This is a genomic window from Periweissella fabalis (assembly GCF_012396505.1).
In the GTDB taxonomy this organism is placed as follows: Bacteria; Bacillota; Bacilli; order Lactobacillales; family Lactobacillaceae; genus Periweissella; species Periweissella fabalis.
The window spans coordinates 59,306-86,139 of sequence record NZ_JAAXPN010000010.1 but is presented as its reverse complement, the minus strand read 5'-3'; the positions used below and the strand labels follow the sequence as shown (position 1 = coordinate 86,139).

Sequence of the window (26,834 nt, the reverse complement as noted above, 5' to 3'; positions counted from 1 at the left end):
GAAAATTAATTTCAAAGTACTTACACATTTGATTGTCAAAACTTTATTCAGTTTTCAAAGATCTACGTCGTTGTTAACAACTTAATATGTCGTAACAACATTTATTAATAATATCAGATGTTTAACTCTTAGTCAACAACTTTTTTAAATTAACTTTTCGAAAGCTTTTTGAATAACTCATAATTAAGTTATCTACTCGCTTAGGACTTAAACTATATTACTAGGACTTGTAGTAATAGTCAACACTTTTTGAGTATTTTTTTATTATTTCAAGCTAAAAAGTAAAAATAACCCGTAAAAGCCTATTAAATCAGTATTTATCTCTCTAGCAAAAAAGCGAAATCGTCAGTATTTCTACTAATAATTTCGCCTATTATTGTAAATTTTCACGCATTTTAATTTTGAACTGGCCGGTTTAAAGTACCACCACCTACCTAATCACACCTTTTTTCAATAATTGATTACTGCGGTGGGGCCTATTTAAATCATTAATTAACCGATTAATGCGCATTCGTTTGGTTTATTTTAGCCACACTTATCAATAAGATCCCTAACACAATGGTCAAAACGCCCGTTGCCTGCCATAACATAATGGTTGGTACCCGCACCCACGCTGCTAAATAACTAATTACCGAGAAAAAGGCAAACGTTGATGTGGTTAAGGCATGCATGGCGGCAATATCGCCAACATTAAATGAACGATACATCAACTTTTCAAAGACATTCCCTGACATCCCCATAAAAATTCCCGCCAATAATAGTAGCAATAACCGGACTACATTGGGTAACGGTAAGGTAATCACGATAAAACAGATCCCCGAAATCAAATAATCACAGGCAAAAAAAGTTGGCGCACTCCATTTAACTAATGGTGCTAAAGCCCCGCCTAATAAATCACCCACTTTTTGTGTCGCACTAACAATGGCAAAAAATGCTACCGCAATCCCCAGTTCTTTCATCGTTAATGGTAACAATTCAAATAGCAAGCCAGTTATCCCACCTAAGATTGCTTCAAATAAAATAATTAAGAATGCCGGCATGGTATGGGTAAATTGCTACAAGGCGGTTTGCATTTGCTTGAAATACGAACTAGTTTGCACCATATCTACTGCATCCGCTTCTTCATTAATTACTGACAGGTTTGCATTTGGTACATAACTAATTAATAGATAGCAGCCAATTCCTAGCGGGGCACTTATAAAGCTTGCCCACAATAACCAGGTACTGCCATGGGCTAATAAAATAAATGAACTAACGACACTCGTAATAATCGTTAAGCCCGTACTCATAAAGTATTGTAAATCAACTGACTTTTCAATCGCGGCTTCATCTTCTTGAAAAATAACCGGAATGAAGCCGATTTCAACTGATCCTGAAATTGTCGTAGCAATACTTAATAGTAGATATAACGTCCCAACTAAAATTAACGCTTGGTTCGTGAGGAGTAAACTACCACCAATAATCAGCGCTATGGTGGCAATTGCTTGTAACATAATGAGGATTGTTTTACTATTTTTAATTCGGCCCAAGATTGGTGCGCCCATGGCAATCAAAGCTGGTGGTAAAGCTGCTAAAATACCAAAGCTCCCTAATACGCGGGCTGAGACGTGATATTGTTGGACTAACAAGTATAGTAAAACGACACTATAGCTACTAAAGGCAATTAACAATAACCCCTGCCCTAGTAGTAATTTAATTAAATTCGTTTGTTTTGTTTTGTTTTGCATATTGTTCCATCTCCTAAACCATCCATCGAATGAACACCATTTCAACTTTTTCTTAATCTACATTAGATTTTTTTAATTATCTAACATTCATAACTATCTGTAAACATAAAATACTTATTAAAGCATAAAAAAAGCAACCGTAAACGGTTGCTTTTTTTATTTAGCTTCTTTTTTTAATTCGGGAGCATCAGTTTTATAAAGATCAACTAATGATTTATCGTGATTGCGAGCCAAAATACTTGATGGTTCAGCAATTAGATCCTTCTTTAAAGCAGCTTTTGTTTTAGTTGGATTATAATTATAATCTTTACGATTAACCTTTTTAAATCCTTCTGGTGTATAGAAACGAAGTAAGTCACCAGTAATTACTTTATCCGAATCAGATAAAGTTGTATCAACATAATCTTGAATTTTAGCAATTGCTTCCTTCGCAGCTGGATCTTTACTAAAGTCAATTACTTGACCATTATTAGTATAGAAATACTGATTTTGATATTTAATGTATTGAGGTGTCACAAAATCCCCATCTCGGAATGGCACAATTGAAATATGCTTTGAAGATAACAAATCAGTCCCAAATTGAACGTAGTTATCGTCTTTAACTCCAAGTAAATCAAATAAAGTTGGTAACACATCAATTTCACCACCATAAGTATGGTTGATACCACCCTTTAAACCAGGCATGTGAATCATAAATGGTACTTTTTGGAAATTAGCTAAATCAGCATTAGTAACTTCTGGTTTGTTCAATAATTTGGCAATTGCTGGACGGTGATTATCAGAAATACCATAGTGGTCACCATACAACACAATCATACTATTATTATACAACCCAGAGGCTTTCAACCATGCTAAAAATTCACCGAATGCTTGGTCAAGGTAGCGTGCTGTCTGTACATAACCATCAACAGTATTATCACCCGTGTTGAATGGTTTAATTGTTTGATTTTGTTTATCTAAATCATATGGATAGTGATTAGTAACCGTAATAACTTTTGCATAAAATGGTTGTGGTAATTGTTGAATATATTGTGCTGTATCTTGTAAAAAGATTTTATCCTTCATACCATAGCCTACATTATAATTTGGATTATCCGCATCTTTATAAAATGGTTTACTAAAGAAATAATCATAACCCCATGATTTATAAGCATTATCACGATTCCAGAAACTAGCAACATCTCCATGGAACGATGCAGTTGTATATCCTTGTTGACTAAGAATTGCCGGCGCAGCTTGGAACGTATTTGATGTCCCATAATTAACCATTGCTGAACCAGATGGTAAACCATACAATGAATTTTCTAGCATTGTTTCTGCATCAGATGTTTTACCTTGTCCGACTTGATTATAAAAATTATCAAAACTCAATGTACTTTGATCATGATAAAAATTAGTAAGATTAGGCATAACTTCCTGTCCATCCCACTTATAACCAATCATAAACTGCTGTAAACTTTCAAGGTGAATCACAAAAACATTCTTTCCTTTGGCTTTACCAAAGTATTGAACATTGTCTGGTGCTTGGTGGCTATTAATAAATTTTAAAATTGGCTTGATATCCTTAGCACTGGCTGCTGAACGCGATGCATCTTGCTTATGCGTCTGAAATATATTAAAGGCTAAGTATTCATTCAGACCTAAATACTTAACAATATAGTTATTGTCAAAAGTCCGTGTTAATAACCCTGAGCGATCAGCATTTGAAATTCCAAAATCAGCAAAGATAAGGAAGAAACTTAGTGCTGTAATTGATAGTGCAAAACGTTTCTTAATTTTTCGTTTATCAATTTTAATGACTTTAAACAAAAGTAACAATACTAAAATAATAATATCAATAAAGACAAAGAAATCACCTAAATGGATAATCCCACCAATAGCTTTATTTAAATTATTGTCAACTGAGCTAGCACTACCAATAATTGCAACTGATAAAAAATCAGAGAATTCACGGTAATAAAGTACATTAGAAAAAATCCAAATTGATTCCAATAAATTAATTAAAATCATCAACCAGTAGGCTAATCGTCCCCGAAAATATAATGCAATTCCGAGTAACAATAAAGTTGTTCCAATCGGATTTAAAATTAATAAAAAGTGTTGTAAAGGTCCTTGTGCGCCAAGTGTAAAGTCCGTTTGGTATACGATGTATGTTTTTAACCAAATCAGGAACGCCGATAAGCAAAAGAAGCCCACCGTCGTTTGTAAATTAGCGCCGAGCTTCTTAAAAAACTTCGACATGTTTTTTCCTCCATAAATACGTGTAACAGATACATTATACTTAGGTTTGCTTAAAACACAAATACCTCAGTTAGTATCTACCTAATTTTAACCATTTTCTAAGCCCTTAAATAAAAAAATAATCAAAAGTTCATCGCTTTTGATTACCTTCTAAAACACTAACTGAAAGTCAACCAATTGATTATAAATCTCAATGGCTGCTAAATCGATATCATCAAAGATAAACGTCCCATTGTTTTGACGTTCAAAAATTGAAAATAACATTGTTTGATGGTCATATTCAACCGTACAAACATTGATACCGAATAAATCAAAATTACGCTCCTGTTTTTGATAAGCATAATCACTTATCATAACTCGTAAACGTTTTAAGATATGTTGTAGATTGGGATCCATCATTACTCTTCCTTCTGATTATGCCAATCTTGAGGATTGCTAATCCGATCAGCTCGAATATTAAATGCGACCATCCCTGCAAACATTCCAAAATAATATGTTAAAAAGCGCCAAATAAACATTGCTAATACTAAATCGGTTGGTACATTAATAAAACTACTAAAAAGTGATTGAAAACTTACTTCAGCCCCACCTGATCCACCTGGAATTGGGAAAATTGAAATTACCATTACAATTAGAACGTGTAATGACGTAATTAAAACATAATTAATATGCGTGTACCCTAATGCTAAGAGGATAAAATATGGAATTGAATAATAAAACATCAACTGAAAACTTGTCAATATCAAGCCTTTAACCATCAAACTAATGTTGCTAGTCATTCTAACGCTTTCAACATGAAAATTATGTAACCGAACATCGGCCCACTTAGAAATACGTTGATATCTTTCTAAGCGCTTTTCTTTACCGCCAAAGCCAACTACTTTAACTATTTTTAAAGCTATATTAGTTAACCGTTTAGTAAACTGATACCAAAACATAATTAGTATTAAGCCGACAATAACCGCAAAATGAATTAAAAATCCAAAAATCATTAAATATTTAAGAACATGTACTTTATCCGCTAAAAAATGTGAGCCAATAATTAAAGCCACAAAAAAATTCAAAACAATAACAAACTGATATACCACAAATTTCATTAACAAGATTGCAGCAGCATATCCAGGCTCGACCCCTGCTTGCATCATAGCCATAATTTGAAAGGGCTGCCCACCACTAGCAAATGGTGTAATTCCATTACCAAGTTGTTCAACTAATGGTACCCGCAAAGCATCCTTAAAAGTAAATCCTTGCACTCGATTACCAACAAAAACTTTAACAATAATTCCTTCAATGACTAAGTACGCAACAATACATAGCAACGCCACTAGTAGCCACCATACATTAATCGTTAAAATATCATGAAACAATAACTTCATATTAACGTTGCGTAACGAGTACCCCATAATGGCGGCCCCGATTGCAAGCATAATAATTAAAACAATACGATTATTCTTGGACATACTATACTCCAATAACTAGGGTTAACGTTTGAACGGGTTACTAAATGCTCCAAAAATTGAATCACTATTTCGCTCATCATCAGCCCGATATTCATTAATTACTGCTTCATAGAACTTTAACATCTCTGTCCCGAAATGTTCGGCGCTGACTTCATTAATTTTAGCATCGCGCTTAGTTAAATCACCAACTTGAGCTGTTTTATTCAAATATGGTAATAATGCTGCTGCTAAGTCGCCAACATCATCTAAACCAACCCCAATACTAGGATCAGTAATTAGGTCTTTAACATAAGGACTATTCATCACCACGATTGGCGTATGCGCGGTTAAAGCTTCTAAATATGTCAACCCTTGTGATTCAGATTGTGAAGATGAAACAAATACATCTGCCATCGCATAATAACGTGGTACTTCTGAATGTTCAATCATGCCGGTAAAAATTACATTATCCGTAATTCCCAAAGCTTCAACATGATCATGTAAAGTTTGCCTAGCAGGACCATCACCAGCAATTACTAACTTAGCAGTTGGCTTTTGTAAAATAACTTGTTGAAAAGCATCAATGGTATCTTCAATATTTTTTTCAAACGCCAAACGTCCTAATGATAAGGCAACTGGCGTATTTGATGTCAATCCTAATTGTTGTCGCAATGTTAATATTTGCGATTCAGTAATATTATGATGAACGTCAACTCCTGTTGGAATAATCCTTATTGGCGCTGTCACACCATACGCTATCATTGTTTCATAAACTAATTGTGATGGTGCGACAACACCTTCCATATTTTTTAAGTAATTACGAACAGCAGTTTTTACTGTCCGTGGACCAATTAGTTTTCCATTAGCAACATAATGAAGATAGTCTTGATACATTGTGTGATACGTATGAATTGCGGGAATTTTTAAACTAAAAGCTACAAACTTTCCCATTAGCCCCATTGAAAATTCAGTTTGCGTGTGCACAATATCTAAATTCAACTCTTTAGCAATTTGTACAGCGTGCAATGCACCACTATAAGCTAGTCGGCGATCTGGAAAACCGGTAAACGGAAAACTAGGAAAACGGAAAATATTACGTTCGTAAACATTACGTCCTACTTTAGGATCATTTGAAGTAAAAATATATACTTGATGTCCCATTGCCTCTAAAGTATCACGTAAAATTGAAATCGAAGTTGCTACACCACTGACTTGTGGATAGTATGTATCCGTAAATAACCCAATATTCATCCAGCAACCTCCTTTTTAGAATTTAAATAATTTAAAAATAAAACTTAACAGGTACACATTATAGCAAAAATCCAAATTTAAGTAAAAAAATTCCTTACCATCTCTATGCCAATTTATATGAGCTACTATGTTTTTAACTATTTTTATCAGATTAGCATTCAAATTTAGCTGCTAATTAAATTTAAAGCGATTTTATACGACTAACTATAAAAAAATAGAAGCCATTGTCAATAATCAATCATAATTATCGCCCACAATAACTTCTATTATTTATAATTACTTGTTGGTTGTAGCTGCTTTAACTAATTCAGCGACTTCATCATTCGTATCAAGATCAAGAGCTTTTTCAGCTAACGCTTGCATATCAGTTGTTGATAGATTTTTAATCAATGAACGTGCTTGCAAGATTGAAGTTGCACTCATTGAAAATTCATCTAAACCAAGACCAACTAACAATGGGACAGCGATTGGATCACCACCCATTTCACCACACACAGCCACAAACTTACCTTCCTTGTGGGCACAATCAATTGTACGCTTGATTAAACGTAAAATTGATGGGCTGTATGGTTGGTAAAGGTATGCCACCTTTTCATTACCACGGTCAGCAGCCATCGTGTATTGAATTAAGTCATTGGTACCGATTGAGAAGAAATCAACTTCTTTGGCAAATTTATCAGCTAAAATGGCGGCTGAAGGAATTTCAATCATGATTCCAAGCTTAATGTTGTCATCAAAATTAACCCCTTCATTTTTCAATTCGGCCTTAACAGTTTCAAAAACGGCTTTAGCGGCACGAAATTCAGGTAATGTTGCCACCATTGGAAACATAATCCACAATGTCCCAAAAGCTGATGCCCGGACAAGGGCACGCAATTGTGTTTTGAACATTTCAGTCTTATCTAATGAGATTCGAATAGCTCGATATCCAAGGAATGGATTTTCTTCTTCTGGTAATGGCATATATGGTAACTTTTTGTCACCCCCAATATCCATCGTCCGCACCGTAACGGGTTTTCCTTGCATACCTTCAAGAACTGTCTTGTAAGCTTCAAACTGATCTTCTTCTGAAGGCATATCATTTGAGTCCATGTATAAGAATTCAGTTCGGTATAAACCAATACCTTCAGCACCATTTTCAAGAACAGCAGGCAAATCTTTGGGTGTCCCAATATTAGCTCCGGTCATAAACTTAACCCCATCAGCTGATGTTGTGGGTTCATCTTTCAAACAGGCCCATTCAGCTTTTTGGGCTAGATATTGATCACCAATTTTTTGATATTCAGTAATAGTTGCTTCATCAGGTGCGATAATTGCATGTCCATTAAGGCCATCAACAATTACCAATTCATCCTCAGCAATATCAGTTGTTGCGATCTCAGTACCTACTACGGCTGGAATTTCAAGGGTGCGGGCCATGATTGAAGAGTGCGAAGTCCGACCACCAAGGTCAGTTATAAACCCTTTAACAAATTTGCGATCCAATTGGGCCGTATCAGAAGGTGTCAAATCTTTGGCAATGATGACAACTTCTTCATCAATCAAAGCAGGGTTAGGCAAAGTAACATTCAACAAATGTGATAACACACGCTTAGTAATATCACGAATGTCAGCTGCACGTTCTTGCATGTATGCATTATCTGTCATTGTTTCAAACATTGCAATGTAACCATCAGTAACATCACTCAAAGCTGTTTCAGCGTTAACTTGGTCTTTTTCAATTTGCTGTTGGATTGCACCAACTAGTTCTGGATCTGAAAGAATCGTAAGGTGTGCTTCGAAAACTTCAGCTTCTTCAGCTCCTAAATTTTCTACTGCCTTGGCCTTAATCTTAGTCAAATCTGCCTTAGATGCATCAAAGGCCGCATTTAAGCGGCCTTTTTCTGCATCAACATCTGTAACAGATGTCTTAGCAAAAGACAAATCAGGATCAACTAATTTATAAGCCTTAGCAATTGCAACACCGTTACTGGCTGCAATACCGCTAATCTTCTTAGTCATTAGTCTGATAAGCCTTCTTTCTTCATAGTGTCTTCGATAGCAGCAATTGCATCTGCTTCGTCTGAACCATTAGCAGAAATCACAACGTCTGAACCTTGACCAACACCAAGTGACATAACACCCATGATTGATTTCAAGTTAACATCCTTACCTTCGTAGGCAAGCGTAACATCAGCACTAAACTTAGAAGCAGTTTGTACCAATAAGGTTGCTGGACGTGCGTGAATACCTGATTCTGCTACAATGTGAAAGTTGCGTGATTCCATAATGAAAGTTCTCCTTGTTTGAACAAATATTAGATAAGGGCAAGCATCAAATTTCGATTCTACCAAACCTTATGACATAATCATAACCAAAATGAAAACGTTTTACAAGCAAATTACCACACAAAAATGGCAACTTTTTACATTTTTTCTCTTTTCTTAAAACGTTTATTTAATAACATTGTAAAGGCTTACATAATTAATTTACATTTAAAAAAATGTTTGCATTTTACGACTACTAATTCTTACCTCAGAACCTCTATTTAGATAAACTAATATTACTTATTTACTCAGCGTTCCACTTGTTGAGTATATTTTATCTTGCCGCCTCGGCTAGCTGCACCGCTAATTTGATTTTGATATTGATATGTTTGCCAAACTTGATGAAAAGCTGTAAATTCATTAACTTCTACTTCAAACTCGGTAATTTCACCAGTTCGAACTGCCTCTAACAATGCAAAATAATCTTTCATTATTAAACCTCTTTTTCATTAATATAATCCTTAATTTTTACGCGAAACACTAGTAATTGCAAGACTTTTTATAAAACAAATTCAATTAGCACTCATATTAAAAGAGTGCTAATTTTTTAAGCATTATAGTTGCATACCTTGATAATCGGCGTATACTAATAGTCGAAGGTCAGTATTAGTCAAACAAAATCAAATACTGCTTTAATTTCTATTTATTTCTCACTAATTTAAGTTCATATTTTGGAGGTAAAGCTATGTTATGCCAAATATGTCATAAAAACCCGGCATCAATTCACATGCAATTAAATTTGAACGGGCAAAATGCTGAGATGCATTTATGTCCATTATGTTATCAAAAAGTCCAACAACAACTTCATAATGGAGGTAGTCAAATGCCACAAGAACCTTTTAATTTTAACTCAATCGATGATTTATTCCGTGCTCTAAATGGGCAACAAATGCAAGCACAACAAGGTGCTCGGCAATCGCAAAATTCACAACATCAAATGGGCAGAAATGGTAACGATGGAGGTCTGCTAGCTGAATTCGGGCTTAATTTAACTGAACTAGCCCGTCAAGGCCATCTTGATCCAGTAATCGGTCGTGATAAAGAAATTAACCGTGTCGTTGAAATTCTTAACCGACGTACTAAGAACAATCCTGTGTTAATTGGGGAAGCTGGGGTTGGTAAAACCGCCGTGGTTGAAGGCTTAGCCCAAGCAATTGTTAACGGCCAAGTTCCTGATAAATTACGCGACAAAGAAGTCTATCGTCTTGATGTTGTATCCCTAGTACAAGGAACTGGTGTCCGTGGGCAATTTGAAGAACGCATGCAAAAACTAATGGATGAGGTTTCCAAAAACAAAAATGTTATCTTATTCATTGATGAAATTCATGAAATCATGGGGGCTGGGAATGCTGAAGGTGGCATGGACGCCGGTAATGTTTTAAAGCCCGCCTTAGCTCGTGGAGAATTTCAACTTGTTGGTGCAACAACTTTAAATGAATATCGTCAAATCGAAAAAGATCCCGCTCTTGCACGACGTTTCCAACCAGTTACAGTTAATGAACCTTCTCAAGAGGAAGCATTGGCTATTTTACAAGGTATTCAAAAGAAATATGAAGATTACCATCACGTTAAATATACTGACACTGCCATTAAAGCAGCTGTAACTTTATCAGCCCGCTATATTCAAGATCGTTTCTTACCAGATAAAGCAATTGACTTACTTGATGAAGCCGGCTCTCGTAAAAACCTTAATTTAAAAATTGTTGATCCTAAGGAAATTCAAACAAAAATTAATTCAGCAGAAGCACAAAAGCAAGCAGCTATTGAACGCGAAGATTATGAAAAAGCGTCATATTGGCGTGATCAAGTCAACCAGCTTGAACGTGCTAAAAAAGAGGCTGAAGAAAATCCACATGATACTGGCTCAAACGAGATTACTGATCAAGATCTCGAAAAAATTGTTGAAGAAAAAACAGGCATTCCAGTTGGGGATCTAAAAGAAGCTGAAGCTGGCCAACTTCGTGATTTAGACAAACATCTTGAAGCACATGTAATTGGCCAAGATGGTGCTGTCAACAAGGTTGCCCGAGCCATCCGCCGCAATCGAGTCGGTTTTAATAAGTCTGGGCGACCAATCGGTTCATTTCTTTTCGTTGGACCTACTGGGGTCGGTAAAACTGAAACAGCTAAACAATTAGCAAAAGAATTATTTGGCTCTGAAGATTCAATGGTTCGTTTTGATATGTCAGAATACATGGAAAAACACAGTGTTTCTAAGTTAATTGGTGCACCGGCTGGATACGTTGGCTATGAAGAAGCTGGTCAATTAACTGAAAAAATTCGTCGGCACCCCTATTCATTAATATTGCTTGATGAAGTTGAAAAGGCACACCCTGATGTAATGCATATGTTTTTACAAGTGCTTGATGATGGTCGTTTGACTGATGCTCAAGGTCATACAGTCTCATTTAAAGATACCGTTATTATCATGACATCTAATGCCGGAATTGGTGATACACCTAGCGTTGGTTTTGGTAGTAAAGATCGTTCAAAAGCCTCAATTATTGAAAAATTAAGTAGCTACTTCAAACCTGAATTTTTAAACCGATTTGATGATATTATTGAATTCAACCCATTAAGTAAAGCAGACTTACATCAAATTGTTGATTTGATGCTTGGTGACGTCAACGCTATGATTGCCGATCAGAATCTACACTTGACGGTTGAAGATAATGTGGCTGATAAGTTAGTCGATCTTGGTTACAATCCTACGATGGGTGCTCGTCCTCTTCGTCGAGTTATCCAAGAACAAATTGAAGATCGTGTAGCGGATTATTACTTAGATAATCCTGGTGAGCATCGCCTTGTTGCCCACCTCGTTGATGATGAAATTGTGATTAGTCCTGAGGATAAAAAAGTAGCGTCACAAACTGTTTCAACAACTGACACTAAACCATCAGGTAACGATACTGAGACAGAATCTGCTGAATAATATAAAAAAAGACTGTAATATAACTATTTTTTAGCAGTAATTGCTATTAAACCGTCTTTCAAAAAAATATACACAAAATCCCAGGAAAAATAAATTTTCCTGGGATTTTTATTATCATTTCTCAACGTCGCCTAACTACGGTTACGGCTCCATTTTTTGATTCTATAATTTTGCTTCTAACTCAACTTCAGGATACTTATCTTTAAACCAACGTTCTGCGAATTGATTTTCAAATAAGAATAATGGTGCTTCATAACGGTCTTTAACTAGTAAGTTCCGTGATGAGGCCATCTTTTCATCTAATTGGTCTGGATTAATCCAGCGAGCAATCTTTTTACCCATTGGTTCTAAGACAATTTCAGAGTTATATTCATTTTCCATCCGGAATTTAAACACTTCAAATTGCAAGGCCCCAACGGCCCCTAAGATGTAATCACCGGATGACCAAGCCGTGTACAATTGAATCGTTCCTTCTTGTACCAATTGTTGAATTCCTTTGTGGAATGATTTTTGTTTCATCACGTTTTTAGCGGTTACCCGCATAAATATTTCTGGTGTAAAGGTTGGCAAGTCTTCAAATTCAAGCTTTTGCTTACCTGAGAAAATTGTATCCCCAATTTGGAATGTCCCAGTATCATACACCCCGATAATGTCACCAGGTACGGCATTTTCAACGTTTTCACGCGAATCGGCCATAAACTGGGTCACATTACTCAAGCGTAATTTCTTACTATCACGACCAAGCGTAACGTCCATTCCACGCGTAAATTCGCCTGAAACAATCCGCACAAAGGCAATGCGGTCACGGTGTTGGGGGTTCATGTTCGCTTGAATCTTAAAGACGAAACCTGAGAATTGGTCGGCCAATGGAGCAATTGGTTGGCCTTCAACCGTTTTCTTTGGACCCGGTGCTGGCGCATACTTAAGGTACGTCTTTAAGAATGTTTCCACCCCAAAATTAGTCAAGGCTGATCCAAAGAAGACTGGTGAAAGTTGTCCATTTAAAATGGCTTCTTCGTTAAATTCGTTACCAGCTGAAGTTACCAAATCAACTTCATCTAATGTATCGCGCCAGATTTGATTTTCCTTTAAGATGTTACCATCGGCAATGTTACCATCAGCTTCTAATGGTAGCTTGTTGTTACCATTAACATCGGGCCGGTATAACAAGACTTCCTTGTTGTACATGTCATACAAACCTTGTAAGACTTGACCAGAACCAATTGGCCAGTTCATTGGATATGTGTCAATTCCCAACGTATCTTCTAATTCGGCCAATAATTCAAGTGGATCCCGGCCATCTCGGTCCAATTTGTTAAAGAAAGTAAACACAGGAATTCCACGTTGTTTAACAATTTCAAATAATTTCTTTGTTTGGGGTTCAATCCCCTTGGCTGAATCGACAACCATAACTGCAGAATCGACGGCCATCAAAGTCCGGTAAGTATCTTCAGAGAAGTCTTCGTGCCCAGGGGTATCCAAGATATTAATTCGCTTACCTTCAAAATCAAATTGCAATACTGAACTAGTAACAGAAATCCCACGTTTTTGTTCGATTTCCATCCAGTCAGACTTGGCAAAGTTACCGCTCTTTTTACCTTTAACAGTTCCGGCTTCACGTACAACTCCCCCGAATAAAAGCATTTGTTCGGTAATGGTTGTTTTCCCGGCATCGGGGTGAGAAATAATCGCAAACGTGCGTCGTTTACTAATTTCTGTTGCTAAATCACTCATCTTTACTAACCTCAAATATATCTTTAGTTTTTATTATTAATCTATACACTGCAAAAAAAGCTCCTTACAAGTATAGCAAATTCAAGGCGGGTTTGGCTAATATTATCTAATTACTATGTATCAAAAAACCACGTAACATATCATAGTTACGTGGTTTTTGATAGCCTACCTAGGCAAGCTCAATGTATCATTAAACATTACTTGTTGATAATGTTTTCGCGTGCTTCTTTTGAAATGTTGTAGAATGCGTGGATACCCTTGTATTCAGCAACGTTTGAAGACAATAAGTCTTCGATACGCATAAGTTGGTTGTACTTAGCGATACGGTCAGTACGAGACATTGAACCAGTCTTGATTTGGCCGGCGTTAGTAGCAACAACCAAGTCAGCGATAGTAGTATCTTCAGTTTCACCTGAACGGTGTGAAACGATCGCAGTGTAACCAGCTTCTTTAGCCATTTCGATGGCTTCCATAGTTTCAGTCAAAGTACCGATTTGGTTAACTTTGATAAGGATTGAGTTGGCAGTACCCATTTCAATACCCTTCTTAAGGTATTGAGTGTTAGTAACGAAGAAGTCATCACCAACTAATTGAACTTTCTTACCAAGTTCAGTAGTGATAGTCTTCCAGTCGTCCCAGTTGTTTTCATCAATTGGGTCTTCAATTGAGATGATTGGGTAACGGTCAGTCAAGTCTTCAAGGTACTTGATGAATTCTTCAGTAGTGTATTCTTCACCAGTTGACCAACGTAACTTGTACTTCTTAGTTTCGTTGTCCCAAAGTTCTGAAGATGCCACGTCAATAGCAATGGCAATATCTTTACCAGGCTTGTAACCAGCAGCTTCAATCGCCTTGATAAGGTATTGAAGAGGTTCTTCGTTGTTAGCAAAGTCAGGTGCGAAACCACCTTCATCCCCAACTGAAGTAGCTTTACCGTCAGCTGACAATAACTTCTTCAAGTTGTGGAAAGTTTCAGAACCCATCCGGATTGCTTCCTTGATTGAAGGAGCACCAACAGGCATGATCATGAATTCTTGGAAATCAACCTTGTTTTCTGAGTGAGCACCACCATTGATAACGTTCATCATTGGAGTTGGCAATACATGCGCGTTGAAACCACCAAGGTAGTTGAACAATGGCACGTCAAGTTCGTCAGCAGCAGCACGTGCTACGGCGATAGAAACACCTAAGATAGCGTTGGCGCCAAGCTTACCCTTGTTTTCAGTACCATCAAGCGCGATCATTGCTTTATCGATAGCAACTTGATCAGTTACATCGTAACCTAAGATTTCTTTAGCGATAACGTTGTTAACGTTTTCAACAGCTTTTTGAGTACCCTTACCCATGTAACGGCTCTTGTCACCATCACGTAATTCAACGGCTTCGTGTTCACCAGTTGAGGCACCTGAAGGAACGATACCACGACCAAAGCCGCCTTCTTCAGTATATACTTCAACTTCAACAGTTGGGTTACCACGTGAGTCGAGGACTTCGCGTGCATAAATATCAGTAATTGCAGACATTTTAACATCTCCTTGAATTCGGTTAAATTTAATGTTTTACCGTCTTTAATTGTATAAGTTTTACTAGTAAATTACAATGATAATCCATCAGTTTATCCATAATTTCACATGAATCTTACAAACTTTACTTTTGTTGGTAATTTACAAGTTGGAGGAAAATATCTGGGTTCAATGAGGCATCCCCGACTAAAACTCCATCAATATTTGGCATCGCCATTAATTCCGCTTGATTACTTGGTTTAACCGAGCCACCATATAAGACTCGAACTTGATCAGCAGCTTCATCAGAGAACATATCAGCGACGGTTTGACGAATTAAGTAACACCCATCTTCAGCTTCTTTAGCACTAGCAGCAGCAGCCCCGATGGCCCATGATGGTTCATAAGCTATCGTAATTTTATCAGCATCTTCAATTGCCACTCCCTTAAGCGCCTCAATTACTTGGGATACAACCCAATGCACTTTTTCATTAGCTTCACGTTGCCCCATTGTTTCATCCACACAAATAATTGCCCGCATGCCATTACGTAAGACCGCTTGGACTTTATTATTTACCATTTCATCAGTTTCACGGAAATATTTACGTCGTTCACTGTGCCCAATAATAACATAGTCTACCCCTAAACTGGCAACTGCTTTAGGACTAGTTTCCCCGGTAAAAGCCCCTTGATCATGCCAAAAGACATTTTCCGCCCCAATTTTAATAGGTTCGTCCTTAGTCACCGCCATCATTTGGCTTAAAAATAAACTTTGAGCACAAATCAATGCTTCAACTTCAGCTTGATTGGGGAGTTTACCAGCAATTGCTTGTAAAAAATTCAGTGCCTCTGGTAATGTCTTATTCATTTTCCAGTTTGCCGCTACAAAAGGTGTCCGCATCATTTTACCTCCATAATGCTTTATTTAATTAAAATGATACCATATCTCAAGAAATTAGGACTGTAGATAGCAAAAAAGCGTTTGATTCACCGCATCAAACGCTTTTAATTTATAGCAATAATTGAGCTTACTTTTCTGAGATAGCAGCAATACCAGGAAGGGTCTTACCTTCAAGGTATTCAAGTGATGCACCACCACCAGTAGAAATGTGGGTAAGCTTGTCAGCAATGCCTAATTGTTGGGCAGCCGCAGTTGAGTCACCACCACCAACGATTGTCGTTGCACCTTCAAGAGTTGCAAGGTATGAACCAACTTCAAGGGTACCCTTAGCAAAGTTAGCCATTTCAAACACACCCATAGGTCCGTTCCAAACAACTGTCTTAGCACCATCTAAAGTGTTCTTGAAAAGTTCAATTGACTTAGGTCCAATATCAAGACCCATGTAACCATCAGGAATGTCACCATCAGTAATTACCGTCTTCGCATCGTTTGAGAATGCGTCGGCTGCAACAGCATCAACTGGGAGGACAAGTTTGTCACCAGCTTTGGCAATTAATTCCTTAGCTAATTCTAATTTGTCTTCTTCAAATAATGAGTTACCAATCTTCTTGCCATTAGCAACGTCAAATGTGTAAGCCATACCACCACCAACGATAACTTTGTCAGCTTTTTCTAACAAGTTTTCGATGATACCGATTTTATCTGAAACCTTCGCACCACCAAGGATAGCAACAAATGGACGAGCTGGGCTTTCAACTGCACCACCCAAGAACTTAATTTCTTTTTCCATTAAGAAACCAGCGGCTGTTTGAGCAATGTTAGCAGCGATACCAGCATTTGATGCGTGTGCACGGTGGGCAGTACCAAAGGCGTCGTTAACAAAAACGTCACCAAGTGATGCCCAGTACTTACCAAGTTCTGGATCATTCTTTGATTCACGTTTAACAACTTCACCATTTACAACGTCTTCAAAACGAGTATTTTCAAAGACAAGTACTTCACCATCTTTCAAATTGGCAATAGCGTCTTCCAAAGCAGAACCTTCCGTAGCAGGCACAAAGTTGACTGGCTTACCAAGCAAATCAGCTAACTTTTGTGCGACTGGCTTCATTGACAAGGCTTGCTTGTCTTCTTCTGACTTGATACGACCCAAGTGAGAGAAAAGAATAGCACGACCGCCATTTTCAATCACGTACTTGATTGTTGGCAACGCAGCCACAATCCGGTTATCGTTGGTAACGACACCATCTTTCAATGGAACATTGAAATCAACACGCATAAGGACTTTTTTGCCCTGTAAATCTAAATCAGAAACAGTTAACTTAGCCAATTTAGAATCCTCCTGAAATTTTTTATCAACAAGTTTTGGCTGTGCAAAGATACACAACACCTGTAACTATTCTAACACCTTGTATACCAAATCACAAAAAAAAGATGACATTAGGTCATCTTTTCTTATCAGTTATAATTAAGCTTCAAGAGTTGCAAAGTGAAGCAAAGTACGGATCATGTTTGAAGTGAAACCGTATTCGTTATCGTACCAAGCAACAGTCTTAACTAATTGGAAGTCACCGGCAGTCGTAACTTCAGTTTGAGTTGGGTCAAATACTGAACCGTGTGTGTCACCAATGATGTCTGATGATACGATTCCGTCTTCGTTCCAACCAAAGGCGTCGTTACCTTCAGTGTGCTTCTTAATTGCTTCGTTAACTTCTTCAGCAGTAACTTTCTTTGAAAGAATTGAAACCAATTCAGTCAATGAACCGTCAACAACACCAACACGTTGGGCGTGACCTTGAAGTTTACCTTGTAATTCAGGAACTACAAGACCGATAGCCTTAGCGGCACCAGTTGAGTGAGGAATAGTGTTAACTGAAGCTGAACGGTTGTTACGTGGCTTTGAACCGCGAGGACCGTCAAGGATCATTTGAGTTGAAGTAAATGCGTGAACAGTAGTCATAGTACCAACTTCAAGACCAAATTCTTCATTCAAGAAGAAGGCCATTGGTGCAAGACAGTTTGTAGTACATGAACCAGCTGAAACAATAACATCATCCTTGTCCAAGATGTCCAAGTTAACACCAGGAACAACAGTCTTAATAGCACCAGCAGGAGCTGAGATTAAGACACGTTTTGCACCAGCGTCGATGTGTGCTTGTGATTTTTCTTCTGAAGTGTAGAATCCAGTACATTCAAGTACATATTCAACACCCGCTTCTTCGACCCACTTCAAGTCAGCGGCGTTACGTTCGGCGTAAACTTTGTATTCTTTACCGTCAACGATAATTGAATCTTCAGTAGCTGAAACTTCAGCCTTCAAAGTGCCATGAGTTGAGTCATACTTCAAAAGGTATGCCAACATTGATGGACTAGTCAAATCGTTAATAGCAACCACTTCGATATCTGAAGCAGTGTCTTTCAATTCAAGAATACGACGGAATGCAAGACGACCAATACGTCCGAAACCGTTAATACCAACCTTCACAGTCATAGTAAATTCCTCCAACAGAATTAGTTTTTTAACAATTTTTATTGTACGCTAGAATACTTAATTTAGCAATATAAGTGCTAAACAAATTTAAGTCATCTTTCGAATTACTATAGTTACCAGTTTAGCAAAAAAGCCTATTATAATAGGCTTTTTACGGTTATAACTCCACTTATAAATATTTGATAAAAATATCACAACTTAGTTATATTATAGATTTATTTTGCCCATGATTAAGCCACTTATTGCTAAAACTGCACACCCCAGTATAATCAATGTCCCAATAAATTCATGCTTGGCCATTCTATGTTGTCCATGTGCTTTTTGGCGTGCTTGTCGATAAAAATAAACACCTGGTACATATGCTAACATTGCCAATAAAATGTATTGCATACCTGTTAAACCAATTCCAACTATTTGGAAAGCAATTGTAATGACTCCAATAAGCAGTTGCCATTTAGCGTCTCTTTGCTGCCAATGTTGTAATGAGTATTTAATTTGATATGCGGCTACAAAGCAGTATGTAATCACAATGGCAGCCGTACACAATGACGCCGCAAAATTATACGCCTGATTGGTAAATAATAATGAACACAAGAATAATTGCACGAGCACTTGCGTAATTAATAGGGCCGTATTAGGTGCACCAAAACGATTTTTATGTGCAAAATATTTAGGTAATAAATTAGCCTCACTCATTAATAACACTGTTTCAGCTGGCAACATTGTCCATGAAAGCCACGCACCTAAGATTGAAATTACTAAACCTATGCTCATAAACGCCCCACCAACAGGACCAACCATTTGACTAAATAAATAAACTAATGATGGTTGTGGTAAATGTGCTAATTGTTCTTGATTATAATATCCATATGGTAACAACGATACTAAACTATATAAAAGAATTAATGTAATCACACCTATTATTGTTGCCTTACTAGCATCACTTTTAACACGTGCTCGAGAAGACATCATTGTTGCCCCCTCAATTCCCACAAAAGACCACATCATTACCATGACACATTGCTTAACTTCGGGCCAAACAACATGACTACTGAAATTATCTTGAATATTGCCCCAAAAGTCATTAGTAAATAACTGACCATTGAACAAAATAATCCCTACTACAATAAATACAAATAATGGAATTAATTTGCAAATCGTTACAATTGTGTTAACCGCGGTAGCAGATTCTACACCACGGCTTACAAACCAATTTAAAGACCACGCAATAATTGAAGCCAAAATAATTGATGGCATATTTTGACCACTTTTAAAAATTGGTAAGAAATAGCCAATTGAACTAACTAGAATCGTGGCAAAAGCAACATTACCAACCCAAGCTGATAACCAATACCCCCAACCACTTAAAAAACCGGCAAATGGTCCAAAACCAGCTTGAGCATATGAAAATATTCCATCAAGATCTGGCCTTTTATTAATTAAATTACTAAAAGTCAACGCCAATGCTAACACCCCAACGCCAACAAGCCCCCAAGCAATTAGAACTGGACCAGGTGCAGCAACTTTAGCAAAATTACTCGTAAATGTAAAAATCGCTGTCCCAATTGACGAACTAATAACCAACGCTAGTAACATTGGTAGGCTGATTCCTTTTTTATTCATGTATTAATCCTCTATATATGTACTATGTTTCTTAAAAAGCAGTAAAAATAATAATAGCACATATCAATCATATCTGCATATATTGGCTTTAAAAGGAAACATGCCAAAAGTTCGTTAATATTGATATATGTACAAGCAAAAATCCCAGGAAAATAAATTCCCCTGGGATTTTGTGTATATTTCTATATCGCGCCTTAAAAACATTTTAATCGTAAATTACGACTAAAAAATAGTTATATCACAATCCAGTACTAATCAACTGTTCTATAACTGTTAAAACACCTTCTTCATTATTTGTCGGTGCTATATGGTGAGCAACCGCTTTAACTTTATCATGAGCATTTTCCATTGCATAGCTATGTGGTGTCAATGCCAACATCGCAATATCATTTTCATTATCGCCAAAAGTTACAATTTCGTTAGCAGCAATATCATACTTATCTTGAATCATCTTAATGCCAGTAGCTTTATTTATATGACTCATACCAACTAATTCGACATTAAAACCAGAATTTAAGCTAGCAAGTTCAGTTGGTAATTTAGCACGAAAATCAGCAATTACTTGGTCTAAATTAGGTGTCTTACTTGAGAAACGAACTCCTATTTTAGTTAAACCTTCACCCACGCTAACACTTGAAATGGCACTTAAGTTATCCACTGTTTCTAAGTCACTAAAGTATTCGGCAATCATCGCTTGAACTTCTACTGGTGTCCCACTAGCTACATACGTCTTTTCAATCCCTGAAACAATCACTTGGCTAATGTATCCAGCAGGATATTCACGGATAAGTTCAAAAACATCCTGAATCAACTTATCATCAATCGGTGTAGCAGCCAAAAATTCATCACCGTCGTGAACAACCGAACCATTTTGTGAAATAAAGAATATTTCAGCATCAATATCAGTAAACTTATTGCGTAAGCGTTGATATTGTGAGCCACTAGCTACTGCAAATTTAATGTTTTTAGCAGCTAGCTTCGGTAATAATTTTTGAAATCGTCGCCGATTAAATTCATTCTGATCATTTAAAAACGTACCATCCATATCAACAGCAATTAAGCGTATACTCATAGTTTAGACCTCTTTATTCTAATTTATCATTTCATACCGTACCATTTATAATCAACGATTGCAAAAGTACTTAGTATATTTCCAGATAACAAAAAAAGCTGACGACAATGTCGACAGCTTTTTCAAAAGCATAGTAATCAAAGATTAGCCAAGCTTGTTGTAGTATTCAACCACAAGGTTTTCTTCGAATTCAGCATCAAGTTCTTCACGTTCTGGGAAACGTACTAATGAACCCTTCAATGCTTCAGCATCAAATTCAACGAATTGTGGACGAGCAACAGTTGCTTCAACTGAAGTAGCAATAATAGCCAACTTCTTTGACTTGTCGCGAACTGAGATTTCTTGACCAGGCTTAACTTCGTATGATGGAATATCAACACGTCCACCATCAACAAGGATGTGGCCGTGGTTTACCAATTGACGAGCTTGGGCACGAGTAGTAGCCAAACCTAAACGGTAAACAACGTTGTCCAAACGAGTTTCAAGCAATACTAAGAAGTTAGTACCGTGAGTACCCTTACGAACCTTACCAGCTTTTTTGAACAAGTTTGAGAATTGACGTTCGCTCAAACCGTAAGTGAAACGGATACGTTGCTTAGCGCGCAATTGAGTACCGTATTCTGAAAGCTTACCACGACGACCTTGACCGTGGTCACCAGGTGCGTATGGTTTTTTAGCAAGTTCTTTACCTGTACCTGACAATGAAACGCCAAGACGACGTGAGATACGGTACTTAGGACCAGTATAACGAGACATATGAATGTCCTCCTATTTTATGAATTATATTTTGTTATCTAATAATTCATGTGAACTCAATATTCGTGTAGCTCAGTCTACGCCGTTCACCTTACAGCTACGGTTACTTGGTTTCCTAAAAAACAAAGGTGGTTGACTGTGCTATTGACGAGCTTACCGTTCACTGCTGCCTTATTAAACACAAAAGATATCATACCATATATTATTCAACTTGCCAACTACCATTTAATTTTTTATATTATTGACCTAATGCCTATGTTCACATGCATTTGTATTAACTGTTATAATCAATTATATATTATTAACTATTGCCGACAAGGAGGTTTCTATGTCTACTGAGGAAACAAATAATCTAAGCCAGCACCTTGACCATGCTCGCTACGGTGATCAACAACTTCATCCGGATGAACAAAATATGTATTTAGGATCGTTTAAAGAGCGGGTTTACTTTGTCATGACTGTAACTGAGTTAAATCAAGATGGTTATTTACCTGAATGGCAAATTGCATTAACAAAATATACTGATGCAACCTTATTGTTAAATGGTAATCTACCTATTGATACGTTAACGCCATTTTTAAATCTTGCAAAAAAAGAAAACTTCCCTGTCCAACTAAAAAATGATTCACGCTACCGTATTACACCAACTAGTGTTGCAATTGCACTCGTCAATTTAATAGAAGTTGTTGCCAATCCCGCCCAGCCAATTAGTAACTTGCGGCAACCCATTGAGTCAGCTACCCCCACTCAACCAAAGCTATCGTGGTGGCAAAAACTTTTTAAAGGAAATTAATGTTATGCAGCAACCATTAGCATTTCGCATGCGTCCAAAAAATATTGAAGAAATTGTTGGTCAACAACATCTTGTTGGTGAAGACCAAATTATCAAACGGATGGTTAAAGCTAAACGGCTTTCATCCATGATTCTTTATGGCCCACCAGGAACAGGTAAAACTAGTATTGCTAGTGCCATTGCAGGATCAACTAAATATGCATTTCGCATTCTAAATGCTGCCACCGATACTAAAAAAGATATGCAAATTGTTGTTGAAGAAGCCAAAATGTCTGGAACAGTTATCTTGTTGCTTGATGAAATTCATCGATTAGATAAAACTAAACAAGACTTTTTATTACCTCATCTTGAAAGTGGTGCCATCATCTTAATTGGTGCCACAACTGAAAATCCATATATTACTATCAATCCCGCTATTCGTTCACGAACACAAATTTTTGAAGTTAAGCCATTAGCACCAGACGATATTAAAATTGCTGTTAATCGTGCCTTAACTGATTCTGAACGTGGTTTAGGTCAATATCGGATTAACTTAGAAGAAAAAGCCATGGAGCAACTAATTACGGCCACTAATGGTGATTTACGTAGCGCATTAAATGGGCTTGAATTGGCTGTTTTATCAACTGATGCAAATGATGCAGGAATCATTGAACTATCACTTAACGTAATTCAACAAGTTATTCAGAAAAAAACAATTAGTGCTGACAAAGATGGTGATGCACATTATGATGTCATTTCTGCTTTTCAAAAATCAATTCGTGGTAGTGACGTTAACGCAGCATTACACTACTTGGCACGTTTAATTACGGCTGGCGATTTACCAATTATTATGCGCCGATTATTAGTTATTGCATATGAAGACGTTGGTTTAGCTAATCCAACCGCGGCTGCTCATGCCGTCAATGCAGTTGAGGCTGCTAATAAGCTTGGATTGCCAGAAGCACGGATTCCCTTAGCTAATGCTGTCATTGAACTATCGTTATCAGCTAAATCGAATGCTGCTCTATCTGCTATTGATAACGCTTTAGCAGACATTAACCATGGCCACGCTGGTAATATTCCATCACACTTACGTGATGCTCATTATCAAGGTGCAGCCGATTTAGGACGCGGTACTGATTACAAATATCCGCATGATTATCCTAATGACTGGGTTAGACAGCAATATCTACCTGATAATTTACAAAATGCCAATTACTTTCAACCAAAAGGCAATAGTAAATACGAAGCACAATTAAAGGAAATTGCTTATCGCTTGCGAAATAGAAAATAACCAAAACAAAAAGTTTTATTTCACTGTAAAAATTGTTATACTTTAGGTAAGGATTTCTAAGGTATACGCGAAAATCTACTTATTTCAGCTTTGCCTTACAAGTAACTATATTCGGTCATGGATGGTTTTAACTGCATGTACGCCATACATTTGGTAACGTAATCTTAATTCTTGAGATGACCACCTCGTTTATCGGGGTCAAACTGAATGATTTTCTAACGGTACCATATTGGTGTTCTGGAGTAGGGTTGCCCCCTACTCTTTTTTTATATTTTATTCTGAAAGGAATTTCCCTTATGTTACTTGTTCTCGTCACAATTTTGGGAGCTATTATCGTTTTTATTGGTGGCTATTTATGGCATCATCAAAATACTAATTTGTTAGGAATTACTGTTACTAATAAACCACAATTAACAAAATTTTGTCGCTTTTATGGTCTTCTTTTTATTATTTTAGGTCTAATTATCATTATTACTAACCTATTAGGCTATTTAATAATTGCGACGATATTCATGATTATTAGTATGCTAACTACGATAGCACTTACCTGGCAATTTAGTGTTTTCTTAAAAAAATACTTATGATATTATTTGTTTAACACCTGGTTTTAAACTATAATATAGATAATAAGTGGACTATAAAACATGAAAGCTGAGGTATCTATTATGTTAGACCAACGTTATTTAAATATCCTTATTCCAGTTGATGGATCAAAAGAAGCTGAATTAGCTTTAGACAAAGCAATTGCCGTAACTCTTCGTAATGGTAACAATGCACATCTACACATTCTGCATGTCATTGATACTAGAGCTTTCCAAAATGTATCTTCATTTGACACATCAATGGTTGAAGAAGTATCTGAAACTGCCAAAAAGACACTCGATAGCTATGTTGAAAAAGCTAAGACAGCCGGTATTACCAATGTTAGTTATACAATTGAATATGGTTCTCCTAAAGCAATTATTGCTAAGGAAGCACCTAAAGCCGTTAATGCCGATTTAATTATGATTGGGGCCACTGGTTTAAATACCGTTGAGCGAATTCTAATTGGTTCCGTAACTGAATACGTTACACGAGTTGCCGACATTGACGTTTTAGTTGTACGTACTAAATAACAAAATGATTGAGTGACGTTCCTTTGCTAGTAGTAATTCGCTACTAAAATACGATTCAACAGTCCAATATATTCGAAACAATACACTAAAAACCCCATTGAAGGAATTCTTCAAATGGGGTTTTTAGTGTATTTCAATATTGCCTGGCTTTTGTCACAGGTTCATTTTTTTATTTATTCTTTAAATTACTTACTAAAGAGGAAACTCCTGCAATAACACCAGCGTGGTGACTTTGGCTGGTATACCAAATTCTCATTTTCTGTGAAAGAATATCTAATTTCTTATCCTGATTATGTTGTCGCATATGTCTTTGTAAAGTTTCATAGCCTAGCATTGCATGCATATAATGCAATTCATCATCAACTTCTTGTCGTTCTTTGTATTGCTTTAATAAAGCTAATATATGGGCAAAAATACGATCAAGGTCAGTTATCTGATTCAAATTTAGATAAGCAATTGCCAATTGATTGTAATACATTAATTCAATTCTAATATATCGACTTTGAGCAATAAATTGGCCCAGCTGATATTGACCTTCAATAACTTGCTGATATTTCCCTTTAGTATTAAGCAGTACCATATCGTATACATGATATAAGAGCTTATCAATAATATCGATTAAATCTTTATATTTAATTTGCTCAAGTTTCTCTGCAAATTGCCGTTTGTTATTATTTAGATATGCTTTAGATACTTCTGCAAACACATCAGGATTGACGCTATGTGTTAAGCCGCCCACCATATCGTATTGTTTTCCAAAAACTAAAAGCGTTTTAAAACTCAACGCTGAACTATCACCACTTAAAACCCTACTAACTGCTGGCTGGCATATATTACCACCAGCTAAATCAACTTGTTTTATCTTATGACGCTTATCAAGTTCAATAATTAAAGCATTCGTAACCCGAAAATCAATCTTAACTGACGCAGGCTTACGATTGTTAACATTTTTACCGCTATTTGGATATAAACATACGTACGGGGGAGTTTTCATAGGCTCTTCCTCACAAATAAATTTATCTCATGTATTCATAGGCATAACGTAATTCACCATCGTTAATAAAGATATGCCCCGTTAATACAAAACCAATTTTATTCAATAAATATTGCATGCGTTTATTATCTGGATGGGTATCAACCCGAACACTTTTTGCATCCGGACCGAGTTCTAAACTTTTTTCCACTGCTGCGCGTAACATCCGCTCGCCTAATTTTTGGCCACTAGCATCACTACTTACCGCAACTCGGTGGATTGTATAATATGGTTCGTCGTTATTTAACCACGCCCCATTTTCAATAATTTGATATGCTTGATCTAAACCATCAATCAAAGCAATAAACCCAACAGTTTCATCATCGAGTTTTGCTACATAAAGATGTTCTTCTTTCATATCATTTTCAAAGTCAACTTCACTTGGATAACCCATTTGCCATTGATTGATTCCATCTGCTTTAAGCAATGCTTTTGCTTGGTTGGTAATCTTCATGACAATTGGTAAATCGGCGACTGTTGCCACTTGTAATTTTAATTCAGACATGTCGTTTTGTTCCTTTACCGATACCATAAAATTTTATTGCAGCGTAAATTATATAGTAGATTTGCTTACATAACAATGTTTTTATCTAATAAATAATGTAAATTTGATAAACACAATTATCGGTAGTTTAGTTGCTCATT

The 26,834-nt window shown here is 36.7% G+C and carries 24 protein-coding genes; 5 read left to right on the top strand and 19 right to left on the bottom strand.

The window, feature by feature from the left end:
* Positions 1 to 500 precede the first annotated feature (500 nt).
* The 9 genes from HF964_RS08720 to HF964_RS08680 form a co-directional block, all read right to left on the bottom strand.
* Positions 501 to 1,040 carry a hypothetical protein gene (locus HF964_RS08720; protein WP_168722666.1) on the bottom strand — a complete coding sequence of 180 codons (540 nt, stop codon included), beginning with the start codon at positions 1,038 to 1,040 and terminating at the stop codon, positions 501 to 503.
* 15 nt (positions 1,041 to 1,055) lie between these two features.
* Complete coding sequence (locus HF964_RS08715) at positions 1,056 to 1,727, bottom strand: hypothetical protein (protein WP_168722665.1); 672 nt, start codon at positions 1,725 to 1,727, stop codon at positions 1,056 to 1,058.
* A 156-nt stretch (positions 1,728 to 1,883) separates the two neighbouring features.
* Positions 1,884 to 3,968, bottom strand: a complete 2,085-nt coding sequence (locus HF964_RS08710; protein ID WP_168722664.1) for an LTA synthase family protein — start codon at positions 3,966 to 3,968, stop codon at positions 1,884 to 1,886.
* A gap of 150 nt (positions 3,969 to 4,118) precedes the next feature.
* The gene (locus HF964_RS08705; RefSeq protein WP_168722663.1) at positions 4,119 to 4,367 is read right to left on the bottom strand and encodes a DUF1797 family protein; all 249 of its coding nucleotides are present in this window, start codon (positions 4,365 to 4,367) and stop codon (positions 4,119 to 4,121) included.
* The gene (locus HF964_RS08700) at positions 4,367 to 5,428 is read right to left on the bottom strand and encodes a lysylphosphatidylglycerol synthase transmembrane domain-containing protein (RefSeq protein WP_168722662.1); all 1,062 of its coding nucleotides are present in this window, start codon (positions 5,426 to 5,428) and stop codon (positions 4,367 to 4,369) included. The genes HF964_RS08705 and HF964_RS08700 overlap by 1 nt, the downstream gene beginning before the upstream one ends.
* 21 nt (positions 5,429 to 5,449) lie before the next feature.
* Entirely contained in the window at positions 5,450 to 6,658 is a 1,209-nt protein-coding gene (locus HF964_RS08695) for a glycosyltransferase family 4 protein (protein WP_168722661.1), read from the bottom strand.
* 276 nt (positions 6,659 to 6,934) lie between these two features.
* Positions 6,935 to 8,659: a phosphoenolpyruvate--protein phosphotransferase gene (ptsP, locus tag HF964_RS08690; RefSeq protein ID WP_168722660.1), complete on the bottom strand. Its 1,725-nt coding sequence runs from the start codon at positions 8,657 to 8,659 to the stop codon at positions 6,935 to 6,937.
* Positions 8,659 to 8,925, bottom strand: coding sequence for a phosphocarrier protein HPr (locus HF964_RS08685; RefSeq protein ID WP_168722659.1), 267 nt, complete (start codon positions 8,923 to 8,925; stop codon positions 8,659 to 8,661). The genes ptsP and HF964_RS08685 overlap by 1 nt, the downstream gene beginning before the upstream one ends.
* A 287-nt stretch (positions 8,926 to 9,212) precedes the next feature.
* Positions 9,213 to 9,395 carry a hypothetical protein gene (locus HF964_RS08680; RefSeq protein WP_168722658.1) on the bottom strand — a complete coding sequence of 61 codons (183 nt, stop codon included), beginning with the start codon at positions 9,393 to 9,395 and terminating at the stop codon, positions 9,213 to 9,215.
* A 254-nt stretch (positions 9,396 to 9,649) separates the two neighbouring features.
* Between HF964_RS08680 and HF964_RS08675 the strand changes: the two genes are divergently transcribed.
* Positions 9,650 to 11,896, top strand: coding sequence for an ATP-dependent Clp protease ATP-binding subunit (locus tag HF964_RS08675; protein WP_168722657.1), 2,247 nt, complete (start codon positions 9,650 to 9,652; stop codon positions 11,894 to 11,896).
* A 162-nt stretch (positions 11,897 to 12,058) separates the two neighbouring features.
* Here the strand turns inward: HF964_RS08675 and HF964_RS08670 are convergent, their stop codons facing one another.
* The 8 genes from HF964_RS08670 to rpsD all read right to left on the bottom strand — a co-directional run bounded on the left by HF964_RS08670 (position 12,059) and on the right by rpsD (position 21,975).
* Positions 12,059 to 13,630 (bottom strand): peptide chain release factor 3, encoded by a 1,572-nt coding sequence (locus HF964_RS08670; RefSeq protein WP_168722656.1) that lies wholly within the window; start codon positions 13,628 to 13,630, stop codon positions 12,059 to 12,061.
* A gap of 197 nt (positions 13,631 to 13,827) precedes the next feature.
* On the bottom strand, positions 13,828 to 15,153 hold the full coding sequence (eno, locus tag HF964_RS08665; protein ID WP_168722655.1) for a phosphopyruvate hydratase: 1,326 nt from the start codon (positions 15,151 to 15,153) through the stop codon (positions 13,828 to 13,830).
* Positions 15,154 to 15,277: 124 nt separating this feature from the next.
* Entirely contained in the window at positions 15,278 to 16,033 is a 756-nt protein-coding gene (gene tpiA / locus HF964_RS08660; protein ID WP_168722668.1) for a triose-phosphate isomerase, read from the bottom strand.
* 127 nt (positions 16,034 to 16,160) lie between these two features.
* Complete coding sequence (locus HF964_RS08655) at positions 16,161 to 17,363, bottom strand: phosphoglycerate kinase (protein ID WP_168722654.1); 1,203 nt, start codon at positions 17,361 to 17,363, stop codon at positions 16,161 to 16,163.
* A gap of 138 nt (positions 17,364 to 17,501) precedes the next feature.
* Positions 17,502 to 18,524, bottom strand: coding sequence for a type I glyceraldehyde-3-phosphate dehydrogenase (gene gap, locus HF964_RS08650; RefSeq protein WP_168722653.1), 1,023 nt, complete (start codon positions 18,522 to 18,524; stop codon positions 17,502 to 17,504).
* 207 nt (positions 18,525 to 18,731) lie between these two features.
* Entirely contained in the window at positions 18,732 to 20,147 is a 1,416-nt protein-coding gene (arcD, locus tag HF964_RS08645; RefSeq protein WP_168722652.1) for an arginine-ornithine antiporter, read from the bottom strand.
* 238 nt (positions 20,148 to 20,385) lie between these two features.
* The gene (locus tag HF964_RS08640; protein ID WP_168722651.1) at positions 20,386 to 21,219 is read right to left on the bottom strand and encodes a Cof-type HAD-IIB family hydrolase; all 834 of its coding nucleotides are present in this window, start codon (positions 21,217 to 21,219) and stop codon (positions 20,386 to 20,388) included.
* A 144-nt stretch (positions 21,220 to 21,363) separates the two neighbouring features.
* Positions 21,364 to 21,975: a 30S ribosomal protein S4 gene (gene rpsD / locus HF964_RS08635; protein ID WP_168722650.1), complete on the bottom strand. Its 612-nt coding sequence runs from the start codon at positions 21,973 to 21,975 to the stop codon at positions 21,364 to 21,366.
* 328 nt (positions 21,976 to 22,303) lie between these two features.
* On the opposite strand from rpsD, the gene HF964_RS08630 reads away from it, so the two are divergent.
* From HF964_RS08630 to HF964_RS08615, 4 genes are all read left to right on the top strand, one after another.
* The gene (locus HF964_RS08630; RefSeq protein ID WP_168722649.1) at positions 22,304 to 22,768 is read left to right on the top strand and encodes a DUF1694 domain-containing protein; all 465 of its coding nucleotides are present in this window, start codon (positions 22,304 to 22,306) and stop codon (positions 22,766 to 22,768) included.
* A 4-nt stretch (positions 22,769 to 22,772) separates the two neighbouring features.
* Positions 22,773 to 24,041: a replication-associated recombination protein A gene (locus HF964_RS08625; protein WP_168722648.1), complete on the top strand. Its 1,269-nt coding sequence runs from the start codon at positions 22,773 to 22,775 to the stop codon at positions 24,039 to 24,041.
* Between the two features lie 296 nt (positions 24,042 to 24,337).
* Positions 24,338 to 24,625 (top strand): hypothetical protein, encoded by a 288-nt coding sequence (locus HF964_RS08620; protein ID WP_168722647.1) that lies wholly within the window; start codon positions 24,338 to 24,340, stop codon positions 24,623 to 24,625.
* Between the two features lie 81 nt (positions 24,626 to 24,706).
* The gene (locus HF964_RS08615) at positions 24,707 to 25,156 is read left to right on the top strand and encodes a universal stress protein (protein WP_246220273.1); all 450 of its coding nucleotides are present in this window, start codon (positions 24,707 to 24,709) and stop codon (positions 25,154 to 25,156) included.
* 169 nt (positions 25,157 to 25,325) lie between these two features.
* On the opposite strand, the gene HF964_RS08610 is transcribed toward HF964_RS08615, so the two are convergent.
* Positions 25,326 to 26,150, bottom strand: a complete 825-nt coding sequence (locus HF964_RS08610; RefSeq protein ID WP_168722645.1) for a hypothetical protein — start codon at positions 26,148 to 26,150, stop codon at positions 25,326 to 25,328.
* A 22-nt stretch (positions 26,151 to 26,172) separates the two neighbouring features.
* Positions 26,173 to 26,694: a GNAT family N-acetyltransferase gene (locus tag HF964_RS08605; protein WP_168722644.1), complete on the bottom strand. Its 522-nt coding sequence runs from the start codon at positions 26,692 to 26,694 to the stop codon at positions 26,173 to 26,175.
* Positions 26,695 to 26,834: the final 140 nt, after the last annotated feature.